Origin of the sequence: Micromonospora sp. WMMD1102, assembly GCF_029626265.1 — a bacterium.
Classification (GTDB): domain Bacteria; phylum Actinomycetota; class Actinomycetes; order Mycobacteriales; family Micromonosporaceae; genus Plantactinospora.
Genome location: NZ_JARUBN010000001.1, coordinates 5,903,480 through 5,926,457 on the forward strand (window position 1 = coordinate 5,903,480; position 22,978 = coordinate 5,926,457).

The following is a 22,978-nucleotide window of genomic DNA, read 5'->3' on the forward strand; positions in this document are numbered from 1 at the left end:
GTCTGCTCGCACACGGATCACCTCCCCGCCCGGGAGCCTAGTCCGACCGCACCGGGCCGGATCAGCACCGTGCTGACCAGCACCGTGCCGACCAGCGCCGTGCTGACCAGCGCCGTGCTGACCAGCGCCGTGCTGACCAGCGCCGTGACCGGTGCGGCAGGACGACCGGGGAGCATGCCCGCGCCGATCCGCTCCGGCACCGGATAGGGTCGCGGGCGGACTCGCCACAGCGGGTGTACGCGGCTGAAGATCGCCGCAGGACAGGACATCTCGGAACAATCCAGCCGACCGGAGGCATAAGTGCTGGCCATCGATGTGCCCATCGAGGAGGTCCGATGACCAGTGTGACGCCCGTCTCCGAAGAGGCGTACGGCAGCGACCCGTCCCCGCCTGACGACATGGCCGGTCGATCGGCCGGCGGTGGCACGTCGGCAAGGGCCGGTGCGGGCGCCGCCCTGCACCGGCTGCCGTCGCTCACCGGGCTGCGCTGGGTCGCCGCGATGCTGGTCTTCGGCTTCCACGTCGGGACGATGGGAATCGTCGCCGAGCCCGACTACCGCCAGGTGGTCGACTGGGTATTCACGCTCGGCCTCTCCGGGGTGCAGTTCTTCTTCATCCTGAGCGGGTTCGTACTGGTCTGGTCCGCCCGGCCCGGTGACACGAAGCGCGCGTTCTGGCGGCGTCGCGCGGCGAAGATCTATCCGAACCACCTCGTCACCTGGGCCGTCGTCATGGCGCTCGCGGTCTACTGGGCCGATCCGGTCAACCTGAAGGCAGCCCTGGCCAACCTGTTCCTGGTCCAGGCCTGGATTCCGGTCGACGGCTACTTCTACAGCATCAACAACGTCAGTTGGTCGCTCGCCTGCGAGATGTTCTTCTATCTCTCGCTGCCGTTCGCCCTCCCACTGATCCGTCGGATGCGGGCGTGGCAGCTCTACGCCGTCGTCGTCGCCATGCCGTTGCTCATCCTGGCGATGTGGCCGGGTCAGCAACTGCTGCCGGAGGACACCCGCTGGTGGTTCACCCAGATCTTCCCCATCGTGCGTTCCTTCGAGTTCTGGATGGGCGTCGCCGCCGCCGAACTGATGCTGCGCGGAAAGTGGCGCGGGCCGGGACTGCTCTTCTCCACCGCCCTCTTCGTCGCGATCTGGGTGGCGTCGATGGAATGGATCCGCGCCGAACTCTGGACCACCGTGCTGGCCTTCGGCTACGTACTCGTGATCGCGAGCGCGGCTCGGGCGGACACCACCGGTCGCTGGTCGCCGTGGCGGTCCCGAACGCTGGTCTGGCTCGGCGAGGTTTCGTTCGCGTTCTACCTGGTCCATGTCTTCCTGATCAAGGCCATCTTCCGCTTCGCCGGGCACTCCGGCGGCTTTCCCGGTTGGCAGGGTCCGGTCGTCGCGGTCGCCATGCTGGTGGTGAGCCTGGCTGCCGCCTGGTTGCTCTTCCGGTTCGTCGAGACACCGATGATGCGTCTGCTCGGCCGTCGACGACGTCCCCGACCCACATCGCCACCGTCCGGAAAGGTCGTCGAGGGCGCGGCCGGGCCGGTCGTCGAGGGCGTGGCCGGGAAGGTCGTCGAGAGCGCGGCCGGGCCGGAGCCGGGCCGGCCCGGCCGGGGCGGTCCCGACGACCGGCCCTCCCGGCTGGTGCCTGCGCCCCGCCGCGACCAGGAGTCCCCAGACGCGTCCGCCGATCGGCAACAGGCGAGGGCCTAGGCCACGACCGTTTGTCCCCACAATGAGTGCTCGACGGCTCGGTGGGGAGGTCGGCCGGTGCCACGACCGCCCTCCCCACCCTTGGCCGGCCCGGACGGCGGTGCGGAGGCGACCACCACGTCGATCCGGGCGACCCGCTGTCCGGCCGGCTAACCGGCCGGACCGCCGGCCCAGGCAACATCCAGGCCGATCCCCTTCAGACCGGAAGCGCCTGGGCCGGAGGTGTGCGGCACTCAGACGGAGACCGGCATCCGGCCACGGCGACCACGACCGGCACCGCCGGACTTGCCGAGGTCTGCGGTAACGGCCTCATCGGCGCCGTCCCGCCCGTCGGGGTCCTCTGGTCCGTTGACGCCCTCCCGCTCGTCGGCGCCCTCCCGCTCGTCGGTACCGTCCTGCTCATCGACGCTGGCGGGCCGGCCGTACGGGTCGCCGCCGGCCCTGGAGGTGATCACCTCGCCCGGATCGGTCAACCGACCGTCGGGCTGTCCGTCGAGGTCGATCCGGCCGTCGAAGGGATCGTCCGGCAGGCGTACCGGATAGAAGCCCTGGTCCGGCGGAACCGGCAGGCCAGGAAACTCGCCGTCGTCGTCGAACGCGCGCTCGTCGGGCAGTGCCGGCGCTTCCCCGGGCGCCACCGACTCGGTGACCTCGCCATGCACCCGGGCCTCGGCCTCCGCCTCCTCCATCGAGGAGGTCACCGTCGACGGTCGGTTACGGGCGAAGCGCCCCCTCCCCCGGGACAGGTCGTGGCCGACCGCCACCGCCTCCAGCTCGTACATCGTGCGGTGGTTGCCGGCGTCGTCGGTCCAGTCCCGGGTGTACAGCCGGCCGACCACGACGACCGGGTCGCCGACCATCACCGAGGAGGCGACGCCCTCCGCCAGTTTCCGCCAGCAGTTCACCCTGACCCGCAGGCTGTTGCCGTCGACCCAGCGTCCGCTCTCCCGGTCGAGGCGTCGTGCGGTCGAGGCCACCTTGAAGTTCGCCACCAGCGTGCCGCTCTGGGTGGTACGCCGCCATTCGGGAGCAGTCAGTACATTGCCGACGATAGTTACATAGGTATCGAACATCGTCCCTCCACAGGGATCCGGTTGTGCCAGTCCGAGCCGACTCGACGGAAAGCCTCGCCGCCGTACCCGATGGCCCGCCACCGCCACCAGCCGCTCTGTGGACAACCGGGCACCCTGTGGAAAAAGACCTGATCAAGGATTGATCTGGTATCGCCGAGTAGCGTCGGGAGGGTGGAACCGGACCTGCTCGGCCTCCCGTACGAGCGGCAGACGATCGACCTCGGCCGCGACGCGGAGGGGCCGGTACTGGCCACCCTGGTCCGGCGGCGCGCCGAGCGGCCGAGCGACCGGGCGGTGCTCTACGTGCACGGCTTCGCCGACTACTTCTTCCAGACCCACCTGGCGGACTTCCTCGTCGCGCACGGCTGGCACTTCTACGCGCTCGACCTGCGCAAGCACGGACGCAGCCTGCTGCCACACCAGACGCCGAACTTCTGCTCCGACCTGACCGACTACTTCCCGGAACTCGACGCGGCGACCCGGATCATCCGCGAGACGGACGGCAACCGGACACTACTGGTCAACGGCCACTCGACCGGCGGCCTGGTCACCGCGCTCTGGGCACACGCCCGCCGGTCCACCGGGGCCGTCGACGGTCTCTTCCTGAACAGCCCGTTCTTCGACCTCGACCTGCCCTGGCTGGTCCGCCGGCCGGTCCTGGCGACGCTCGCGCGGGTCAGCCACCGGATCCCCTACCGGACCGTTCCCCGCAGGCTCTCCACGGTGTACGGCCACAGCCTGCACGCCGAGCACCGGGGCGAGTGGAACTACGACCTCGGTTGGAAGCCGCTGACCGGTTTCCCGATCCGGCTCGGCTGGCTCGCCGCGATCGGGCGGGCGCAACGGCAACTGCGGGCCGGACTGGAGATCTCGGCGCCGGTGCTGGTCAGCAGTTCGACCCGCAGTTTCCGGGGACGGGCCTGGGACGACTCCGCCACCGGATCGGATGCCGTACTCGACGTCGAACACATCGCCCGCTGGGCGCCGAAGCTGGGTCGGCACGTGACGTTGGTCCGTTTCGACGGCGCCATGCACGACCTCGTCCTGTCCGGCCCGGCCGTACGTGAGCAGGTGTTCAGCGAGCTGAACCGTTGGGCCTCGGCTTACGTCGTTTCGGCCGCCGGGCCGGTGGCCGCTCCGGCCAGTCCGTCGTGCCGCCGGCACCCGGCCGCTGCCGAGGCACCCGGTACGGACCCGGCTCCGGGCCTGCGCCCCGCCACCGATCCGGCTCGGGCTCGGGCTCGGATCCGGGTTCCAGCTCCGGGTCAGGCTCCGGACGGGGGCCGCCGTGCCACCGCGCCCGCCCTGCCCCCGACTCCGGCCGAGGGGCACCCCGCCGCCGCTGCGGCTCCGGCTCGTCCTCCGGCTCCGACCGCGAGCCACCCCGCCGCCGCTGCGGTCCCGGCTCGTCCTCCGGCTCCGACCGCGAGCCACCCCGCCAGCGGCCCGGGCCCGGGCCAGGATCCGGGCGGGGAGCGCTGCGCCACCGCTCCGGCTCAGGCTCCATTTCCGGGCCCCCGCCCCGACGGCGCTCCGAATCCCTGAACCGCTCCCGCTCCCGGGGCAGCTCCGGGTCCCGCGACCACGCCGGATCCCGGGACAGCTCGCGGCCCCGGGACCGTGCCGGTTCTTCTCGCCGGGAATCCCGGAGCCGCTCAGGTGCCGCCCGGAGGTCACGGTCCCGCTCCGCGCCCTCCCGACGATCCGGCTCCGGCACCGGCTCCTCCCACCGGTCCTCCGGCGGTTCGGCGTCCGGCGTCGTCCGGTACGGCGACCAGCCACCCTGCCGCCACACCAGCAGCTCACGACTGAGCAGATTCTGGTCGCCCGCGAAGAAGACGCGGTCCACCGCCCGCCGTACCTTCGCCATCCCCGGTCGGGACGCCGTACCAGTGACGATCACCACGTCCCGGGCCGGCACGCCGACCACCAGCTCGCCCGGCACGGACCGCTCCAGGTCCTCCCACACCTCGGCGGCGAGCAGCACGGTGGACTCCAGCCCGCCGAACGAGAGCATCGGCGCGGGCGGCTGCCCGTCGATCCGCAGTCTGGGCAGCAATCGGTAGAGGTTGTCGACCGCCACCTGCCGCAACTCGGCCTGACTGATCTCCAGCTCGTCCAGATCATCCCAGGTGACGAGGCGGTTACCGTACGGCGGTCCGAACGAGTAGCCGACATCGAGGTCCTGGGTGAAGTCTTCGAGCAGGTGGTTCTGGCCGTACCTGGCGTCTTCCGTCGACACCAGCAGCGGCAGAAACATTGTGCTCGTCAACTGCACGCTTCGAAACCTAGTATGTGCAGGCCAGATCGTCACGTCCTCGCCGACGCGTTCTCCCGGCAACGGTAGCCTGCTGGGACACGAATGACCTCCCGCGCCCGTAGCTCAGCGGATAGAGCAGCTGCCTTCTAAGCAGTTGGTCGCAGGTTCGAATCCTGCCGGGCGCACAACTCGACCGCACACGAACACCATGGTCTCCCGGATTTCCGTCTGGGATACTGCCGGCGTGTCGGAGATCGACAGGAGCACCTGGTTCCGGTGGCCGCAGAGTTACCGGGAGCGGGCACCGGTGCCCGAACTCGCGCCGTACGTGAGCTGTGTATGGGTGCAGGAGGTGTCGCCCGGCTCTCCGCCGTTCGTGTTCCAGGCCGTGCCGAACGGCTGCGTCGAGGTCGTCTGCATTGTGGGCGGGTTGCCTTTCATCATCGGGATCCAGTCGGGACTGACGCGGGAGATGCTGGCGCCCGGCACGGTGATGGTCGGTGTCCGGTTCCGCCCCGGCGCCGCGGCCCCGGTCCTGCGGACCTCGGCGGGCGAGATGGTCGACCTCACCGTCGGGTGCGACGACCTGTGGCGGGGTTCCGCCGCTTCGGTGGGCGAAACGCTGGCGGCTGCCGGGTCGCCGCAGGAGGCGGCCGGGCTGCTGGAGGCGGAGGTGCTCCGCCGGGTCCGTGCGGCCACCGATCCCGATCCGCTGGTGCGCTCGGCGGTCGGGATGCTGGTGTTCGACCCGGCCAACGCCGTCCGCACGCTCACCACCGAGCTGCACATCTCCGACAGTCAGCTGCGGCGTCGTTTCATGACGGCGGTGGGCTGCCCGCCCAAGGTGCTGCACCGCACCCTGCGGTTCTGGGGATTCCTCGCGCTCGCCCAGTCGGGGCCGCACCGCCGCCGGTCACTGGCCGCACTGGCCGGCAGTGCCGGGTACGCCGACCAGGCCCATCTGGCCCGCGAGTCGGTCGCCATCACCGGTGTGGCCCCGAGTGAGCTGCTGGCCGGCATCGCGCGCAACTGCGGCGAGAACCACAACCACGCCCCGACCTATCTGCCGCTGCTGCGAGCGCGGCATCGAGCCGGTCACCGCTGGTGAGTCACTGCGGTCTCAGCACCCGGTAGCGCAGGTGCGTCACGTCGCGGTCCTCCAGCCGTCGGACGAGTTCCAGCTCGATGTGCCCGGGGTCGGCGGAGCCGAAGAGCCGCCGGCCGGCGCCCAGAAGCACCGGCACGAGATGGATCTCCAGCTCGTCGAGTTCGCCGACGCGGAGCAAGGCCTGTGCCGCGCCCGCACCGTGGACCAGCACGGCGCGGTCGCCGGCAGCGGCGCGGGATTGCGCGGCGCACTCGGCGACGTCGGAGAAGAGCTTCGTGTTGGCCGACAGCGCCCCACCGTCGTCGAGGTGATGGGTGAGGATGTGGATCGGGACGCCGTCGTGGTGGTCACCGTTCCAGCGGCCGGCGAGTTCGAAGGTGCGCCTCCCCGCGATCACAGCCCCGGTCGCCATGGCCTCCCGGTAGATACGTCCGCTGTTCCCGGCCGACATACGGTCGTCGAGCCAGTTGAACAGCCGGCCGCCGTTGTCGCCGAGGCCGTGGCCCTTGCGGTCGTTCGTTCCGGTGATGAAGCCGTCGAGGGACATGGACATGTAGAGCCGGATCGGGCCGGTCATCCCCGCCTCACCTCGTAACGCAGGTGAAGGGTCTCCGGTGCTTCCAACGTCCGGACCAGGTCCAGTTCGACGCATTCGGGTGGCAGGTTCTCGAACAGGAGCCGACCCTGGCCAAGCAGGACCGGCATCAGCTGAATCTCGATCACGTCGAGCAGACCGGCCTTCAGGCACTCCTGGGCGGTGTAGGCGCCGTGCATCATGACATCCCGATCGCCCGCGGCCGCCTTCGCCTGCTCCACGCACGCCGCGATGCCGTCGGTCACGTAATGCACCCGCTCGTGGGGGTTGTCCGCCGGCGCCTTGTGGGTGGGCACGAAGATCGGTACGCCGTCGTGGTGGTCGCCGCCCCAGTAGCCCGCGAAGTCGCCGGTTCGTCGCCCGGTGATGACGGCGCCGGTCGACCTCGACTCGTCGAACACGATCTGACTCTGGCTGTTGCTTGGCCGGAACGCGGCGACCGTGGGCCCCGGGCCGAGCCACTCCATGAGCCGCATGCCGCCCTCGCCGGCTGGGTTCTCCTTGTTGTCACCGGGTCCGGTGATGAATCCGTCCAGGGACATTGCCATGTACAGGATGACGCGTGTCATGACTCCTCCGTATGTTCGCCTTGATCACGTCCGAATCTAGGCGCGGCGGAACGTGGCGGGCTTGAACGAATCCGCCGCCCTCGCGCCCGCCGGAACGCCGACCGCCCACACGACGGATTCGTCCAAGGCTGGCGATCGACCGGTTGCATACGTTCAGGACCAGGCACTCCTGACGGAATCGGAGAGATCGATGACCAGCCGAATGATCGCCTTCACCCTCGCTTCGCTCGCGCTCGTCGTGATTCCGGGGCCGAACATGATCTTCATCGTGACGCGTACCGCGGCGCAGGGGCTGCGAGCGGGGTTGGCCTCGGCACTTGGCATCGAGGCCGGCACACTCCTGCACGTGGCCACGGCCGCCCTCGGAGTCGCCGCGCTCATCGCCACCTCACCGATCGCGTTCGGCGTCGTCAAGTACGCGGGCGTGGCCTATCTCGTATACCTCGGAGTGAAGACACTTCGCGGCCCGTCGACCACCACGACCGGCGTCGCGCAGAAGACCTCACTGGGGCGACTGTTCGTGGACGGCGCCGTCGTGAACGCACTCAACCCCAAGGTCGTGCTGTTCTTTCTGGCCTTTCTGCCACAGTTCACCCGGTCCCAGGGCGAGCTACCGGTCTTCGGCGCGGTCTTCTTCGTCCTCGCCCTCGCCGTGGACATCGCCTTCTGCTTTGCCGCAAACACCATCGGCCCAAGGCTGAACCGCATCTCGAACGGACATCGATGGTTCGCGTCGATCTACCTCGGACTCGGGCTGTTCACCGCACTTTCGAGCTGAAACCGGCAGATCGCCGACACACCAGCCTCCACCTCACGGCCGGCGACCACCGCTGTACCTGTCCCACGCGTCGAGCATGGCGAACTGGCGGCTCGTCCAGCAGTCATCGTCGTCGACTGCCGCGATGCCCATTTCGGCGCACCTTCGCATGGACCGGGGCGACCACACATACAGGACCCTCGATCACCGGTCGAGGATTCTTGCGCATCGACCCGGCGAACGGCTGGTCGGCGCCGCCGGTGAGCCTCGCCGTGACGACGCTGCTGACCGTCGCGGTGGCGCTGCCGGGTGCGCTCCGCGACCGTCGCCTGCGGAAGGCGGACCCGGCAGCGCGACGGCCGTGGCCGCGCCGCCGGGTCCGTGACGGAACCGGTCAGACACCCGCACGGGTGAAGGTCAGGTGTGTGACCCCGCTGGGCGAGGCGGTCGTTTCTACCCGGTACTTCTGCTCGATGCCCTCCAGCCCGTCCCAGAGGCGGACGCCTCGGCCGAGCAGGATCGGGACCACCACGATGTGCGCGTGGTCGACGAGCCCGGCGGCGAGGAAGTCGCGGATCACCGTGGGGCCGCCGCCGATGCGGACATCCTTGCCGTCGGCGGCGTTGCGGGCCGCTTCGAGCGCCTCGGCCGGTGACGTGTCGACGAAGTGGTACGTCGTGCCGCCCTCCATCTCGATCGACGGGCGGGTGTGGTGGGTGAGGACGAAGACCGGTGAGTGGAACGGCGGGTTGGGACCCCACGCGCCCTTCCAGTCCGGGTCCTCGTGCCAACCGGGGTGGCCGAACTTTCCGGCCCCCATGATCTCGACACCGATCACCGCGTCGCCGTGCTGCCGCGCGAAGGCGTCGTCGACGCCGCCGCCACCGCCCTGCTGCCACCACCGGGTGGCGAACATCCATTCGTGCAGCCGCTGGCCGGCGTGGCCGAAGTGTGCGTCGGGGCTCTGGCCTTCGCCGGTGCCGAATCCGTCGAGCGAGATCGAGAAGTTCTGGACGCGGACGAGTGACATGACGGTGCTCCTTCGATACTGGGCGGGTCGGTTCTCTCAGGTGGTGCGGACGCGCGCGGTGGCCCGTGGGTGGGTGGCGTGCCCGTCGACGGCCCGCGGTTGCCGTCTGGCTGCGCGGGAGCGCGCGCCGTCCCAGGTGAAGACGGCCAGCGCCAGCCACACGAGGGCGAACGCCGCCAACCGGCTCTGCGGCATCGGTTCGTGAAACAGGAGCACGCCGAAGCCGAGGTGCAGGATCGGCGTGATGTACTGCAGGACGCCCAACGTGGTCAGCGGGACCCGGTTGGCCGCCGCGGCGAAGCCCATCAGCGGCAGCGCGGTCAACGCACCCGCCAGCAGGACGAGCAGGGTGTGGCCGGCGGCCACGTGGCCCACGGTCTGCTTGCCGGTGATCATCAGGAACGCGACGTAGCCCAGCGCCGGCGGCAGCAGCGCGACCGTCTCGACGAGCAGCCCGTCGGCGGCCGGCAGTCCCTGCCGCTTCTTGACCAGCCCGTACAGGCTGAAGGTGATCGCGACCACCAGGGCCAGCCACGGCGGCCCGCCGTACCCGACGGCCAACACCAGCACGGCGATCACGCCGATGCCCACGGCCGTCCACTGGGTACGCCGCAGCCGTTCGCGGAGCACGGCCACGCCGAGCAGCACGCTGACCAACGGGGTGATGAAGTAGCCGAGCGAGACCTCCACGACCTGTCCGGTAGCGACGCCGAGGATGAAGGCGAACCAGTTCGTTCCGATCAACAGCGCGGGCAGGCCGACCGCGGCCAGCCGTCGGGGCTCGCGGGCCAGGTCGCGCAGGCACCGGTACCGGCGCAGGACCGCCAGCAGTACCGCCATGAACACGGCCGACCAGACGATCCGGTGGGCCAGGATCTCACCCGCCGAGGCGGGTGCGAGCAGCTTGAAGTAGAGCGGGAAGAAACCCCATCCCACGTAGGCCGCGATGCCGGTGAGCAGGCCTCGGCGCATGGAGCTGCCGTCTGCGGTGTGCGGTGTCACGGCTGTCCCTCTCGTCGGATGACCTGACAAGGAACAGCATGGAACGGAAACTATATGACGTCTAAGGCCAATTGATCTCAGCTTCCATCAAGATTCTTAATGGGTGCTGGATCGGTTGCCTGGCGAGGCTCGGCGGTCGCCGTCACCGGGAGGCGGTGTCCGTGCTGATCTCCACAGCGACGGCCGGTCACCACGAGGAGGGCAGCGCGATGGCACGGTGGTTTGCGACATGACCCGCCGCCTCGCCCGTGGAGGCCTGCTCAGACCTGGCGCCGCCAGGAGTACCAGCCCCGGCACAGGAAGTACGCGACGGCCGTCGCGACCACCAGGGAACCGTCGATGATCACGTGCTGCTTGGCCGTGGGCACGTCGATCACGGCGAGGGCGAACACGGTGATCGCGATCTTGTGGAAGAGCACCAGTTCCCACACCCCCCGCTGCCCGCGTGGCCAGACGGCCAGCATCGCCCACAGGCCAGCGAAGACGACGTACGCCAGCGTGCGCCAGGCTTCCGTCATCAGGTGCTCGTCGGACGAGTCGATCATCTGCTGGATCCCCTGGGCCAGGGCGCCGAAGGTGGCAATCGAACAGATGGCCAGCAGAATGCGGCCGGTGCGGTCGGCCCACGGAGCGATCGAGTTTGGCATACCCGTACTGTCCGACCCGGGCGGCGGCGCTCGCGTCGGCGAAAACTACGTAACCAGGCCCCGGAGCTGACGCCGGGAGCTGATGCCAGTTTGCGGAAGATGCTGCGGAGGTGCGACCTGCCCGAACGCGACCCGCAGGGCGGCTGCGTACCCGGCCGGGATGTCGGGGAGGCGGCCGAGCATCGGGGTGCACACCTGGTGCAGGGCGGCGAAGGGAATCTGCGTTTCGAACTGCGACCCGGACGCCTCGACGACCTGGAACCCGTCGGCCGTCGCGCAGGCGTGGTCGAGCAGCGCACTCTTGCCGATGCCCGCCGCACCGCCGCCTCGGTTTCCGCCGGCTCCGTTTCCGCCCACGGCTGAACCCGTGCGCTCAGAGCGTAAGGCGTCGATTCTCGCTGCTGGCCGTCATTACGTTGCTGACATGACTGATCCGTACACTCCACAGGCCCGCAGCGGAGAACCGCCGCACGGCACCCTCGACGACTCGGTCTACAGCCGTCTCCTGCGGGAACGCATCATCTTCCTCGGCACCGAGGTCAACGACGAGGTGGCCAACCGGATCTGCGCCCAACTGCTGCTGCTCGCGGCCGAGGACGCGCAGCGGGACATCAACCTCTGGATCAACTCGCCGGGCGGCTCGGTCTACGCCGGCATGGCGATCTACGACACGATGCAGTTCATCGACAACGACGTGTCGACGGTGGCGATGGGCATGGCCGGCTCGATGGGGCAGTTCCTGCTCTGCGCCGGCACAGCCGGCAAGCGGTACGCACTGCCGCACGCCAGCATCATCATGCACCAGCCGTCCGGCGGAATGGGCGGCACGGCGGCGGACATCGCGATCCAGGCCGAGCAGATGCTGCACACCAAGAGGATGCTGCTGGAGATGATCGCCCAGCACACCGGGCAGACGTACGAACAGGTCGTGCGGGACGCCGACCGCGACCGCTGGTTCACCGCGACCGAGGCCCGGGACTACGGCTTCATCGACCAGGTGGTCAGCAGCACCGGCCCGCTCGCCGCCAAGGCCGGTACCCCCGACTGACGGCGCCGCCAACGCCCCGCGCGAGCCGACCGGGCCGACCCCGCACCGCCACCACCACGGGGGCTGCCGCACCCCGGCTCGGCATCCCCGCTCGGTCTCCACCGCTCCGTATCCCGGTTGTCGGGTCCGGGACGGCGCGGTTAGCGTCGCGGCGTGCGGATCCGTGAGTTCACCGAAGCCGACTGGTCCCAGGTGTGGCCGATTGTCCGGGACGTCGTACGGGCCGGGGAGACGTTCACCTACGACCCCCGGATGACCGGCGAGCAGGCGTACGACGTCTGGGTGGAGTCGGCGCCGGGGCTGACGGTGGTGGCGGTGGAACACGACCGGCTGCTCGGCACGGCGAAGATGGGACCGAACCGCCCGGGCCCCGGTAGTCACGTCTCGACCGCGAGCTTCATGGTCGCCACCGACGCCCGCGGCCGGGGCGTGGGAACTGCGCTGTGCCGGTACGCCCTGGACTGGGCGGAGCGGCGCGGGTACGCCGGCATGCAGTTCAACGCCGTCGCCGAGTCCAACCAGGCGGCGGTCGGGCTCTACCTGCGACTCGGGTTCGCCGTGCTGGGTACGGTGCCGGGCGCCTTCGCCCACCCGACCCTGGGCCGGGTCGGCCTGCACGTGATGTACCGCGGGTTCTGACCCCGGGCCGGGAGCCGACTCCGGCCATCGGCCGGGAGCGACGAGCAGCGAGCGGCGAGCGGCGAGCGGCGAGCGGCGGATCCTGACGGGCGATTTTGGCTCGGTTGTCGGGGGGCCGCCCTACGATTCCGGCATGACGCGACAGACCGAGACCGCGCTCGCCTCCGGCACCGAGTTCACTGCCGAGTTCGAGGTGACCGGGTGGGACGAGCGGCCCTACGACGAGCCGACCGAGGGCGGCACCCTGGCCAGGGTGACCGTCCGGAAGACCTTCCGGGGCATGATCGAGGGGACCAGCGTCGCCGAGTTGCTGACTGCCGCAAACCGGGGCTACGTCGCCTCGGAGCGGTTCACCGGCAGCATCGACGGGCGGCACGGGACGGTGGTCTTCCAGCACGGCGGCGTGGACGCCGAGACTCCGCGTACGTTCGGGCACGTCGTCCCGGGCACCGGGACGGGCGAGCTGACCGGACTGCTCGGGACGGTCACCTTCCGGCGCAACGATTCCGGGCACAGCGTCCGGCTGCTGCTCGACTGATCCGGCAACCCGCAACCGGCAACCGGCAACCCGGCGCCGGCAGCCGGCCACAAGATCCGGGGGCACGGGCAGCGTCCACAGCCAGCCGGGCCAGGCCAGGCGAGTTGACCGTGCGGCGGCGGGCCGGGAAGGTGGTGCGATGACGGGCAAGGCCGACGAGGTACGGGACGGCGTCTCGCTGACAAACCTCGACCAGCCCCTGTTCGACGGGGCGGACGCGACCAAGCGGGACCTGGTCGACTATCTGGACGAGATGCGCGACCCGTTGATCAAGCAGTTGCGGGACCGGCCGCTCTCGGTGATCCGGGTGCTCCGGGGACAGCCGCCGTTCATGCAGAAGAACGTCCCGCGCTACACACCCTCGTGGATCTCGACGGTGACGATGTGGGCGGAGGCGTCCCGCCGCGAGGTGTCGTACGCCCTCTGCAACGACCGGCGCACTCTGCTCTGGTTCGGCAACCAGCGGGCGGTGGAATACCACCCGACCCTGGTCACAGCGGATCGGCGGGACCATTCCACCCACCTGGTGCTGGACCTCGATCCGCCGGCCGCCGACACGTTCGGGCTGGTCGTGAGCACCGCCCACCTGGTCCGGGAGGTGCTCGCCGAGGCGAATCTGACCGGGGTGGTCAAGACCAGCGGGGCGAAGGGCCTGCACATCTTCGTACCGGTCGAGGAGGCGGCGCCGATCGAGGACGTGGCGGCGGCGACCCGGGCGCTGGCGGTCCGGGCGGAACGGCTGGATCCCGCGCTGGCCACCACGGCCTTCATCCGGGAGGACCGGGGCGGCCGGGTCTTCGTCGACTCGACCCGGTCCGGCGGTGCGACGGTGGTCTCGGCGTACAGTCCCCGACTTCGGCCGGGAGTGCCGGTGTCGTTTCCGGTTCCGTGGGACGAACTGGACCGGGTCAGCCCGGCCGACTTCACGATGCGGACCGTGCCGCGCCTGCTGGGCGGGGACGATCCGTGGGCCGGCCGGATGCCCGGTCCGCAGCGGCTCCCGGCCGACCTGGTCGCGGAGGGACACACCATCCCGGTCGCCCGGGTGCAGGCGATGCACGAAGGCAAGCGCCGGGCCCGCGCCCGCAGGGCCGCCGAGCCGGACTGAGCACCACGCCGCGCCACCGAGCCCGGCCGAGCACCAGGCCGCGCCACCGAGCTGGGCCAGCACCAGGCCGCGCCACCGAGCTGGGCCAGCACCAGGCCGCGCCACCGAGCTGGGCCAGCACCAGGCCGCGCCACCGAGCTGGGCCAGCACCAGGCCGAGCACCACGCCCTGCCGAGCACCACGCCCTGCCGAGCACCAGGCCCGGCCGAGCACCAGGCCGGGCCGAGCACCACGCCCGGCCGAGCACCAGGCCGGGCTGGGCACCTGGGGCCGCACCGGCGCACCGCGCGCGTACCCGGACCGTGAGACGGGCCGGCGGGTTGCCGGCGGAGGATCACCCGCCGGCAACCCGCCCTCCCTCGCGCGGCCCGTCGCGCTTCAGTAACGGATAGGGCAGATCGGGTACGTCGACCAGCTCAGCTCAGCGTGCAGGCCGTGCCGTTCAGGCTGACCGAGGCCGGTCTGCCGGTGTTGCCCGTGTGGCTGGCCTGGAAGCCGATCCCGACCGATGCGTTCGGCGCGATGGTGCCGTTGTAGCTGGCGTTCCGGGCGGTCACCGCAGCACTGTTGGGGCTGTAGGAGGCGTTCCACCCCGAGACGATGGTCTGGCCGGCCGGCAGGGTGAAGGAGAGCGTCCAGCCGTTGATCGCGGTGTTACCCCGGTTGGTGATGGTGATCGCTGCGGTCAACCCGGAGTTCCAGGCGTTCACGGTGTAGCTCACCGCACACCCGCCCGCCGGTGGCTGCGTCGGCGGCTGGGTGGGCGGCTGGGTGGGCTGCTGCGTCGGTGGTTGGGTCGGCGGCTGGGTCGGCGGTGCGGTGGTCGGGTTCCCGGTCGGCGGCGCGCTGCCGTCCAGCCCGAAGAACCGGATCGCCTCGGCCGCGTTCACCGGCAGGTTGTGCGACACCCCCTGCATGCTGATCGCCTCGACCGGCGCCATCGGGCCACTGCCGCCGTACCGGGTGCGGGTGTAGCCGGACTGCGGGGTGTCGGTGAAGGTCGGCGTCTGGCTCAGCCCGTGCACGTTGGTCCACTGCTTCACCTCTTCGCCGAAGTTCGGATAGCGCAGCGTCTCGTCGTTGGTGCCGTGCCACAGTTGCATCCGGGGCCGGGCGCCGGTGTAGCCGGGGTACGCGGCCCGGACCAGGTCACCCCACTGCTGGGCGGTACGGATGATCTGGCCGTTGGCGCACTCGCTGTTCCAGGTCGAACCACCGGTGGTGGCGAAGCAGCTGTGCGGCACACCGGCGAACGCGGCCCCGGCGGCGAAGACGTCCGGGTAGTTGCCGAGCAGCACGTTCGTCATCATCGCCCCGGAGGAGGTGCCGGTGGCGAAGACCTGTCCGGTGCTGTAGCGCTGCTGCACGTACCGGACCATCGACATGATCGAGACCGGGTCGCTGCCGCCGTCGCGCCGCAGCGCCTGCTGGGAGTAGACGTCGAAGCACTGGCCGCTGCGGGTCGCCGAGGGGTAGATGACGATGTAGCCGTACCGGTCCGCCAGCGAGGCGAACTGGGTGCCGGAGTAGAACGCCGGTCCGGTACCGGTGCAGTAGTGCACGGCGACCAGGATCGCGGGGCGCGTCGCCAGCCGGTCCGGCACGTAGAGGTGCATCCGCAGGTTGCTGGGGTTGGTGCCGAAGTTGGTCACCTCGGTCAGCGCCGCGGCGGAGGCCGGCGTGGCCACCGTGAGGCTCGCCAGGCCCGCGGCCAGCATCATCGCGCCGGTCGCGACGGCGAGCGCGCGTACGAGTCGTCGCATCCTGATCCTCTCTCGACCTGGCGAGGCGCGGGTTAAGGACGAGCGATCCGGATATCCCGCCAGCTGAAACATCCCAAAGTATCGATGGGAATGTTTCACCGCACAAGACATTGACCGACATGAGTTCACAACACCGGTGTGCACCCGGCCCGCGCGACCCAGCCGGACCGGTTCACCACGATCCCGCCGGACCGGTTCACCGCGACGGGGCCGGACGGTTCACCCGCGACCGGGCCGGGCGGCTCACCCGCGACGGGGCGGGGCGGTGCTCTCGCGTACGACGAGTTCGGTGGCGAGTTCGATCCGGTGCTGGTCGAGGGCGTTGCCGGCCGCCAGTTCGATCACCATCCGGGCGGCGGTCACCCCCATCTGCTCCAACGGCTGCCGGATCGTCGTCATCGGCGGGCCGGACCAGCGGGTGAAGGAGAGGTCGTCGAAGCCGACCACGCTCAGCTCGTCCGGGACGCGTACCCCGGCCCGGCGGGCCGCCTCGTAGACCCCGAGCGCCTGGAGGTCGTTGGCGGTGAAGATCGCGGTGGGCGGATCGGGGAGCGCCAGCAGCGCCGCGCCGTCGGCCAGCCCGCCCTCGACGTAGAGGGTGCTGATCCGCACCAGCTCGGGATCCACGGGTACCCCCGCGGCGTCCATCGCCGCCCGGTACCCGTCGAGCCGGGCCCGGCAGCACGGCCACTCGATCGGGCCGCTCAGCATCGCGATCCGCCGGTGCCCGAGGTCGAGCAGGTGTCGGGTGGCGGCCAACCCACCGTTCCAGTTCGTCGCGCCGACCGACGGTGTCTGGTGCAGCGGCTCCCCCGTCGGATCCAGTACGACGAGCGGGATCGACCGGGTGGCGAGCTGCGACTGCTGTGCCACGGTCAGTTCGGAGAAGACCGCGATCACCCCGATCGGTCGCCGGGTCAGCACCTGTTCCGTCCAGGCCCGCCCCGGCGTCAACCGGCCCTGCATCTCGGTGAGTACGACCGCGAGGTCGTGCTCGCGGGCCACCTTCTCCACGCCCCGGATGATCTCCAGGGCCCAGAGGCTCTCCAGGGCGTGGAAGACCAGCTCCACGATGGCCACCGAGGCCGAGCCGCCCGGCCGGCGGTAGCCGTGCTCCCGCAGGACCGCCTCGACCCGCCTGCGGGTCTCCAGCGCCACTCCGGTCTGACCGTTGATGACCCGGGACACGGTCGGCGCCGAGACTCCCGCCAACCGAGCGATCTTGGCAACCGTGAGCACGCCGCCACGCCCGCTCCGGGCCGTCTGCGGATTGGTGCGGGTCATCGCCGCAGCCTACGCGAACATCGACCGACGACACGCTCCCGCGCTCGCCGGCCGGACGCTCGACGGCATGCTCAGCGGGCTGACGGTGGGACCAGCCGGTCGAACCAGTCCCGGGCCGCCGCCACCGCCCCGCCATGGCCGCCGCCACCGCCGTCGCCGTTGCCGTTGCCGTTGGGCATGGCCGCGTCGGCGGCGACGCTGGCCCTGCCGGCGTCGCCGTTGGCGTTGCCGCCACCGTTGGGGTTGCCGAGCGCCACCATCAGGGCGACCCGTGCCTTGGCGGCGGGCAGACCCCGCGCGCCGATCGCGCCGACCCGGGCGGCCAGCCCGGCGGGTGGGGGCAGCTCGGCCAGGTCGACCGCCCCGGTCCGGCAGCGCGAGGCGACCACCACCGGGATGTCCCAGTCGACCAGCTCGGCGATCGCGGCGAAGAGGCCGGCCGGGACGTTGCCCGGCCCGGTCCCCTCCAGTACGACGCCCCGGGCACCCGCGTCGGTCACCGCCCGGAGCAGCCCGGCGTCCATCCCCGGGTACGTCTTCAGCAGCGCCACGTCCGACTCCGGCTCGCCGTACGCCTGCGGTGGGCGGGACGGTGCCGGGCCGAACAGTTCGACCCGCTCGCCGACGACCCTGCCCAGCGGGGCGAACGGGGCCGAGGAGAACCCCCGGACGGTGGTGGCGTCGACCAGGCTCACCCAGCGCGCCGCGTGCACCTCGTCGTCCACGCAGACCACCGCACCGGCTCCACGCAGCACCGGATCGGCGGCGGCGGTGATCGAGGACGCCAGGTTGCGTGGGCCGTCGGCGGAGAGTTCGTCGAGTTGCCGCCGCGCGCCGGTGAACACGATCGGGCCGCGCCCGGCGGCCGCGCCGGCCAGCAGGTCGGCGAGGTAGGCGGTCTCCTCCAGGGTGTCGGTGCCGTGGCTGACCACGACACCGTCGAAGCCCTCGGCCACGACGGCCGTCCGGGCCCGGCGGGCCAGCCCGAGCATGGTGCCCGGACCGGTGTCCCAGCTCGGCTCGGCAAGGACGTCCTCGACCACCACCTCGGCGGTGAGCCGCTCCGGTGGGATCAGACCGAGCAGTTCCGCCCCGCTGGCGGCACCCTCGCGCCCGGGGGTTGTGGAGTAGGCGATGGTGTCCCTGGTCGCGAGCATCAGTACCCGGCTGGCCACGGCTGTTCCCTCCGATCGGGGGCTAGGGGCTGTCGGTGAGCAACGGCAGCGCGAGTACCAGCAGGAAGGTCAGTATCGCGACGGCCGTCGGCAGAAGCCTGCGCACGGTGATGGCCGGTCAGTCCGTGCCGGTCCCGCCGGCCCGCTGCTCCAACCGTTCGAGCCGGGCGACGATCGGCCGCAGTTCCCGGCGTACCGCCTCGGTCAGCAGCGCGGCGGCGCCTGCCGGTGCTCCGGCGGTCCCGGGTGACGCTCCGAAGGTTTCGGCGGACGGGCCGGCGGGATCGGGTGACGGGCCGGCGGGGTGCGGCGCGGCCGGCGGCGCCGCGGTCTGCGCCCGCAGGTGGACGTAGCCGGCCAGGGCCGCCGCCACCGCCCGGCGGGTCAGCCGCAGCTCGGCGCCGAGCGACCTGAGCAGCTGCCCGCCGACGCCGTCGGGCTCGGCGACCAGGCCCAGCAGCAGGTGCTCGCAGCCGACGTAGTTGTGGCCGAACGCGGTCGCCTCGGTGACGGCCAGCTCCAGTGCGTTCGCCGCCGGCCCGCTGAAGTGCAGGCTGTCCGCCGGGTCGCCGCCCGGCTCGGCCGTGGGCCGGCCGGCGAGATCCTGGAGCACCCGCTCCGGCTCGATCTCCTCCACCCGCAGCACGTGCAGGGCCAGGTTGGTCCCCTCGGCGAGCATCCCGGCGAGCAGGTGGGCGCTGCCGACCACCGCCGAGCCGTCCTCGCGGGACCGGTCGACGGCGAGCAGCACCGCCGCGCGGGCCCGCGGGGTGAAGTGCGGCAACCGGGCGGCCAGGTCGGCGTCGTCCAGGTCGCCGAGGGCGGCCTGACGGATCGCGGTAACCCGGCGTACGGCCTGTTCCAGGGCGCGCTGGCAGACGGCCGAGACCGGGACCCCGGCCACCCGCACCGCCTCGGCCAGCTCGTCGGGCAGATAGACGTTGATCTTCGGCATCGCCGGACTCCTCTCGTGCGTCCCCCTGCGACGCCTTCACTATAACCCCTATGGGGTTACTGGCTACCCCCTTTGGGGTTCCGCAGGTCCGCCTCGTCGTCGGCGACCGGTCCGCCGAGTTCGCCGGTCCCGTACCGGTCGAGAATTTCCAGCACCCGGCGACCCCAGCGCTCGTGCGCGGCCTGCTTGGTGACCCCCGCCGCCCGGGCGACCAACTCCCAGGTGACACCCCAGCGCCGCAGGCCGACGACGCTGGGCAGCGGGTCGAGCCCGGCGGCCAGCACGATCCGGAAGTGCAACAACTGCGTCGCCACCTCACGCTGCCGCCCGGCCGCCCCCTCCTGCTCGGCCGTCCACTCCGGGCTTCCGGGCACCGGCCGGCCGCCCATCAGCAGGTCGGCCTGCCGGCTCGCCTCGTTGACGGCGGCGTCGGCGCTGGCCACGGCGGCGGCGGTGACGTCGGCGGCGAGTGCGGTTTCCAGGAAACTGTCCATACCGTCAAGGTAGCCCTGACAAACTTCGTTCGTCAAGTGAACCTTGACAGATTATCGGCGAGCCGTTCGACGGGAGTTGAGTTACGCTCGACCGATCCGGCCCGACCGCCAGGTCGACGACTCGGGCGAGTCAGATCGACCCGGGTTCGGGTGGATCGGAGCGAGAAGATCCGGAGTGCGACGGATGGCGACGGCAGGGCGGCGAGCTAGCCACGCCGAGCTGGGGAACGAGGACAGCGTCCTCGCCTGACCCCCTCGGCCCGGCTCGGCGTGCGGCCTCTCGGCCCCGAACAGCCACGTTCCGCGCGAGCGCCTCCGGACGGACACCGCGAGGACCCGTACGGCTCTCCGCCGTGCCGGGCTCCGGTACGCGTTCGCACCTACCCGACAGGGCTCTGTGATGCGATCATCCGAAATCCGCCGCACCTTCCTCGACTACTTCACCGAGCGCGGCCACACGTCCGTCCCGTCCAGTCCACTGATCCCGGACAACCCGACCCTGCTGCTCACCATCGCCGGGATGAACCAGTTCACCCCGTACTTCCTCGGCGAGTCGACCCCGCCCGCCCGACGGCTGACCAGCGTGCAGAAGTGCGTACGCACCAGCGACATCGACAACGTCGGCCGGACCACCCGGCACGCGACCTTCTTCGAGATGCTCGGCAACTTCTCCTTCGGCGACTACTTCAAGACGGAGGCCGTCGCGTACGCCTGGGAGCTGTTCACCCGGCACTACCAGCTCGACCCGGAGCGACTGTGGGCCACCGTCTACACCGGCGACGAGGAGACGGTCGACCTGTGGCGCCGGATCGGGGTGCCGGAGCGCCGGATCCAGCGCCTCGGCATGGCGGACAACTACTGGTCGACGGGGGTACCCGGCCCGGCGGGTCCGTCCTCCGAACTCTGCTACGACCGGGGTCCGGCGTTCGGTGCCGAGGGCGGCCCGGCGGTCGACGGCGAGCGGTACGTCGAACTCTGGAACCTGGTCTTCATGCAGCACCGACGCGGCGAGGGCGGGGTGAAGGAGGACTTCCCGATCCTCGGCGACCTGCCGAGGCGCAACATCGACACCGGACTGGGCCTGGACCGGCTCGCCGCGATCCTCCAGGACGTCGAGACGGTCTGCCAGACCGACCTGCTCGCCCCGACCCTGCACCTGGTGGCGGAACTCGCCGGGCGGCCGTACCCGGGCCGGGACGGCAGCCTGGAGTCGGTCTCCTTCCAGGTGGTCGCCGAGCACGCCCGGAGCATCGCGTTCCTGGTCGCCGACGGTGTGCTCCCCGGCAACGAGGGGCGCGGCTACGTGCTGCGCCGGATCATGCGCCGGGCGGTCCGGCACGCCCGCACGCTCGGCATCACCGGGCCGGTGCTCGGCGCGGTCACCGGCAGCGTCGTGGCGAACCTCGGCGAGGCGTGGCCGGAACTCGTCGACCGCCGCGAGCTGGTCGAGTCGGTCACCGCGCACGAGGAGGAGGCGTTCGGCGGTACCCTCCGGCAGGGCGGCCGGCTGCTCGACGCGGCGATCGGCCGGGCCCGGCAGACCGACGCTGGGCGGCTCTCCGGCGAGACCGCGTTCGAGCTGCACGACACGTACGGCTTCCCGATCGACCTCACCGTCGAGGCGGCCCGGGCGGCCGGTCTCGACGTCGACCGGGACCGCTACGCGACCCTGCTCGACGAGCAGCGCCGGCGGGCCCGCGACGGCGGCCGGAATCGCGGCGCGGCGGCGCGGCGCCGGACGGAGAGCTACCGGGAACTGCTCGACCGGCACGGCCGGACCGACTTCGTCGGCTACACCGACCTGCACACCGGAACCGAGCTGCTCGCCGTGCTGCGGGACGGCCGGCCGGTCGGGTCGGCCGGCGAGGGCGACCGGGTCGAGCTGGTGCTCCGGCGCAGCCCGTTCTACGCCGAGTCGGGCGGGCAGGTCGGCGACACCGGCCGGATCCGCACCGCCGAGGGCGGGCTGGTCGAGATCACCGACACCCGGTACGGGCTGGACGGCCTGCACGTGCAGCACGGCCGGGTCGACTCCGGCGAGGTACGCCCCGGCGAGCCGGTGACGGCGGAGGTCGACGGTGCACGGCGGGCGGCGACCGAACGCTCCCACTCGGCGACGCACGTACTGCACGCGATGCTGCGTCGGGTACTCGGCCCGCACGCCCGGCAGCAGGGCTCACTCGTCGCGCCCGGCCGGCTCCGCTTCGACTTCACGCACTTCGCCCCGGTGGACGGGACCGCGCTGGACACCGTCGGCCAACTGGTCGACGACTACCTGCTCGACGACCCGGAGGTGCGGGTCTGGCAGGCGAGCCGGGCCGAGGCGGAGGCGGCCGGCGCCACCGCGTTCTTCGGCGACCGCTACGGCGAACAGGTCCGGATCGTCGACATCGGCGACGCCTCCCGGGAACTGTGCGGGGGTACCCACGTCGGGCACGGCACCCAGGCCGGACCGGTACGTATCCTCGGCGAGTCCTCCGTCGGCGCCGGCGTACGCCGGATCGAGGCGCTCACCGGCCGGGACGCCCTCCGGTACGCCGACACGGAACGGCGTCTGCTGGCCGAACTGGGCCGGCTGGTCGGCGGCCGCCCCGACGACCTGCTCGACACGCTCGGCAGGCGGCTGGAGGCGCTCGCCGAGGCGGAGGCGGCGCTGCGCCGGTACCGGCGTGCCGAACTCGACGCGATCGCCGGGACCCTGCTCGGGCAGCACCGGGCGGTCGGCTCCGGCTGGCTGGTCGGCGCACGGCGCGACGACCTGACTGCGGCGGAACTGCGGACCGTGGCCAGCGGCGTACTGGCCCGGAGTCCGGCCGGCACACCGACGGTGGTGGTACTCGCGACGGCGGACGGCGATCGGGCGCAGTTCGTGGCCGGGCTGGACCGGACGCTGCTGGACCGGGGCGGCCGGGCCCGTGACCTGCTCGCCGAGCCGGGACGGCTGATCGGCGGCGGTGCCGGTGGCACGGGCCCGCTCGCCAACGCGGGCGGCCGACGGGCGGACCGGGTCGACGAGGCACTCTCCCGCGCCGAGGCGGCAGCCGTCGCCCTGCTGACCCGCCACCCCAACTGACCGCCGGCCCCGCCCGCCCGCCGACACCAGCCAGATCTTGACGACTTCTTGCTGTTCCGACTACAAGAAGTCGTCAAGATCTGCTGGGCCCATCCCCCGCCGACGGCGGCGGCGTGGTCCGGCCACCGCCGGGTCGGAGACC

Annotated in this window: 21 protein-coding genes, 1 tRNA gene and 1 pseudogene; 10 read left to right on the forward strand and 13 right to left on the reverse strand. The window is 71.5% G+C overall.

Translation table 11 applies throughout. The features are described from left to right. Positions 1–17 precede the first annotated feature (17 nt). A complete protein-coding gene (locus tag O7626_RS26455; RefSeq protein ID WP_278063787.1) occupies positions 18–200 on the reverse strand; it encodes a hypothetical protein in 183 nt (60 codons plus the stop codon). A 135-nt stretch (positions 201–335) separates the two neighbouring features. Here O7626_RS26455 and O7626_RS26460 point away from each other — a divergent pair, with 135 nt between their 5' ends. Continuing rightward, positions 336–1,718 (forward strand): acyltransferase, encoded by a 1,383-nt coding sequence (locus tag O7626_RS26460; RefSeq protein WP_278063788.1) that lies wholly within the window; start codon positions 336–338, stop codon positions 1,716–1,718. Between the two features lie 233 nt (positions 1,719–1,951). On the opposite strand, the gene ssb is transcribed toward O7626_RS26460, so the two are convergent. Next, positions 1,952–2,791: a single-stranded DNA-binding protein gene (gene ssb / locus O7626_RS26465; RefSeq protein ID WP_278063789.1), complete on the reverse strand. Its 840-nt coding sequence runs from the start codon at positions 2,789–2,791 to the stop codon at positions 1,952–1,954. Positions 2,792–2,962: 171 nt separating this feature from the next. Between ssb and O7626_RS26470 the strand changes: the two are divergent. The 3 genes and pseudogenes from O7626_RS26470 to O7626_RS26480 all read left to right on the forward strand — a co-directional run. Then, positions 2,963–3,958, forward strand: a pseudogene (locus O7626_RS26470) (alpha/beta hydrolase); the annotation flags it as partial. A gap of 1,205 nt (positions 3,959–5,163) precedes the next feature. Next, positions 5,164–5,236 (forward strand) — tRNA-Arg (locus O7626_RS26475). A 59-nt stretch (positions 5,237–5,295) separates the two neighbouring features. Then, positions 5,296–6,159: a helix-turn-helix domain-containing protein gene (locus tag O7626_RS26480; protein WP_278063790.1), complete on the forward strand. Its 864-nt coding sequence runs from the start codon at positions 5,296–5,298 to the stop codon at positions 6,157–6,159. Position 6,160: 1 nt separating this feature from the next. Here the strand turns inward: O7626_RS26480 and O7626_RS26485 are convergent, their stop codons facing one another. Beyond that, positions 6,161–6,736 carry a dihydrofolate reductase family protein gene (locus tag O7626_RS26485; protein ID WP_278063791.1) on the reverse strand — a complete coding sequence of 192 codons (576 nt, stop codon included), beginning with the start codon at positions 6,734–6,736 and terminating at the stop codon, positions 6,161–6,163. Then, positions 6,733–7,323 (reverse strand): dihydrofolate reductase family protein, encoded by a 591-nt coding sequence (locus O7626_RS26490; RefSeq protein ID WP_278063792.1) that lies wholly within the window; start codon positions 7,321–7,323, stop codon positions 6,733–6,735. Before O7626_RS26490 ends, O7626_RS26485 begins: the two co-directional genes overlap by 4 nt. 61 nt (positions 7,324–7,384) lie before the next feature. On the opposite strand from O7626_RS26490, the gene O7626_RS26495 reads away from it, so the two are divergent. Then, positions 7,385–8,101, forward strand: coding sequence for a LysE family translocator (locus tag O7626_RS26495; protein WP_278063793.1), 717 nt, complete (start codon positions 7,385–7,387; stop codon positions 8,099–8,101). Between the two features lie 373 nt (positions 8,102–8,474). On the opposite strand, the gene O7626_RS26500 is transcribed toward O7626_RS26495, so the two are convergent. The 4 genes from O7626_RS26500 to O7626_RS26515 all read right to left on the reverse strand — a co-directional run bounded on the left by O7626_RS26500 (position 8,475) and on the right by O7626_RS26515 (position 11,116). Then, complete coding sequence (locus tag O7626_RS26500) at positions 8,475–9,110, reverse strand: dihydrofolate reductase family protein (protein WP_278063794.1); 636 nt, start codon at positions 9,108–9,110, stop codon at positions 8,475–8,477. Between the two features lie 36 nt (positions 9,111–9,146). Beyond that, positions 9,147–10,082, reverse strand: a complete 936-nt coding sequence (rarD, locus tag O7626_RS26505; RefSeq protein WP_278066327.1) for an EamA family transporter RarD — start codon at positions 10,080–10,082, stop codon at positions 9,147–9,149. Positions 10,083–10,372: 290 nt separating this feature from the next. Then, entirely contained in the window at positions 10,373–10,759 is a 387-nt protein-coding gene (locus O7626_RS26510) for a hypothetical protein (RefSeq protein ID WP_278063795.1), read from the reverse strand. Positions 10,760–10,804: 45 nt separating this feature from the next. Then, the gene (locus tag O7626_RS26515; RefSeq protein ID WP_278063796.1) at positions 10,805–11,116 is read right to left on the reverse strand and encodes a hypothetical protein; all 312 of its coding nucleotides are present in this window, start codon (positions 11,114–11,116) and stop codon (positions 10,805–10,807) included. Between the two features lie 67 nt (positions 11,117–11,183). Between O7626_RS26515 and O7626_RS26520 the strand changes: the two genes are divergently transcribed. From O7626_RS26520 to O7626_RS26535, 4 genes are all read left to right on the forward strand, one after another. Further along, on the forward strand, positions 11,184–11,807 hold the full coding sequence (locus tag O7626_RS26520; RefSeq protein WP_278063797.1) for an ATP-dependent Clp protease proteolytic subunit: 624 nt from the start codon (positions 11,184–11,186) through the stop codon (positions 11,805–11,807). A gap of 153 nt (positions 11,808–11,960) precedes the next feature. After that, positions 11,961–12,446: a GNAT family N-acetyltransferase gene (locus tag O7626_RS26525; protein ID WP_278063798.1), complete on the forward strand. Its 486-nt coding sequence runs from the start codon at positions 11,961–11,963 to the stop codon at positions 12,444–12,446. A 133-nt stretch (positions 12,447–12,579) separates the two neighbouring features. Continuing rightward, positions 12,580–12,984 carry a DUF3224 domain-containing protein gene (locus O7626_RS26530; protein ID WP_278063799.1) on the forward strand — a complete coding sequence of 135 codons (405 nt, stop codon included), beginning with the start codon at positions 12,580–12,582 and terminating at the stop codon, positions 12,982–12,984. 139 nt (positions 12,985–13,123) lie between these two features. Further along, positions 13,124–14,092, forward strand: a complete 969-nt coding sequence (locus O7626_RS26535; protein ID WP_278063800.1) for an ATP-dependent DNA ligase — start codon at positions 13,124–13,126, stop codon at positions 14,090–14,092. Between the two features lie 416 nt (positions 14,093–14,508). On the opposite strand, the gene O7626_RS26540 is transcribed toward O7626_RS26535, so the two are convergent. The 5 genes from O7626_RS26540 to O7626_RS26560 form a co-directional block, all read right to left on the reverse strand. Further along, positions 14,509–15,855, reverse strand: a complete 1,347-nt coding sequence (locus tag O7626_RS26540) for a PHB depolymerase family esterase (protein ID WP_278063801.1) — start codon at positions 15,853–15,855, stop codon at positions 14,509–14,511. Positions 15,856–16,098: 243 nt separating this feature from the next. Beyond that, positions 16,099–17,139, reverse strand: coding sequence for a LacI family DNA-binding transcriptional regulator (locus O7626_RS26545; protein ID WP_278063802.1), 1,041 nt, complete (start codon positions 17,137–17,139; stop codon positions 16,099–16,101). A gap of 71 nt (positions 17,140–17,210) precedes the next feature. Then, the gene (locus O7626_RS26550) at positions 17,211–18,314 is read right to left on the reverse strand and encodes an asparaginase (RefSeq protein ID WP_278063803.1); all 1,104 of its coding nucleotides are present in this window, start codon (positions 18,312–18,314) and stop codon (positions 17,211–17,213) included. A 118-nt stretch (positions 18,315–18,432) separates the two neighbouring features. After that, positions 18,433–19,269, reverse strand: a complete 837-nt coding sequence (locus O7626_RS26555) for a Clp protease N-terminal domain-containing protein (protein ID WP_278063804.1) — start codon at positions 19,267–19,269, stop codon at positions 18,433–18,435. A gap of 56 nt (positions 19,270–19,325) precedes the next feature. After that, positions 19,326–19,763, reverse strand: a complete 438-nt coding sequence (locus tag O7626_RS26560; RefSeq protein ID WP_278063805.1) for a hypothetical protein — start codon at positions 19,761–19,763, stop codon at positions 19,326–19,328. A 400-nt stretch (positions 19,764–20,163) separates the two neighbouring features. Between O7626_RS26560 and alaS the strand changes: the two genes are divergently transcribed. Further along, entirely contained in the window at positions 20,164–22,836 is a 2,673-nt protein-coding gene (alaS, locus tag O7626_RS26565) for an alanine--tRNA ligase (protein WP_278063806.1), read from the forward strand. Positions 22,837–22,978: the final 142 nt, after the last annotated feature.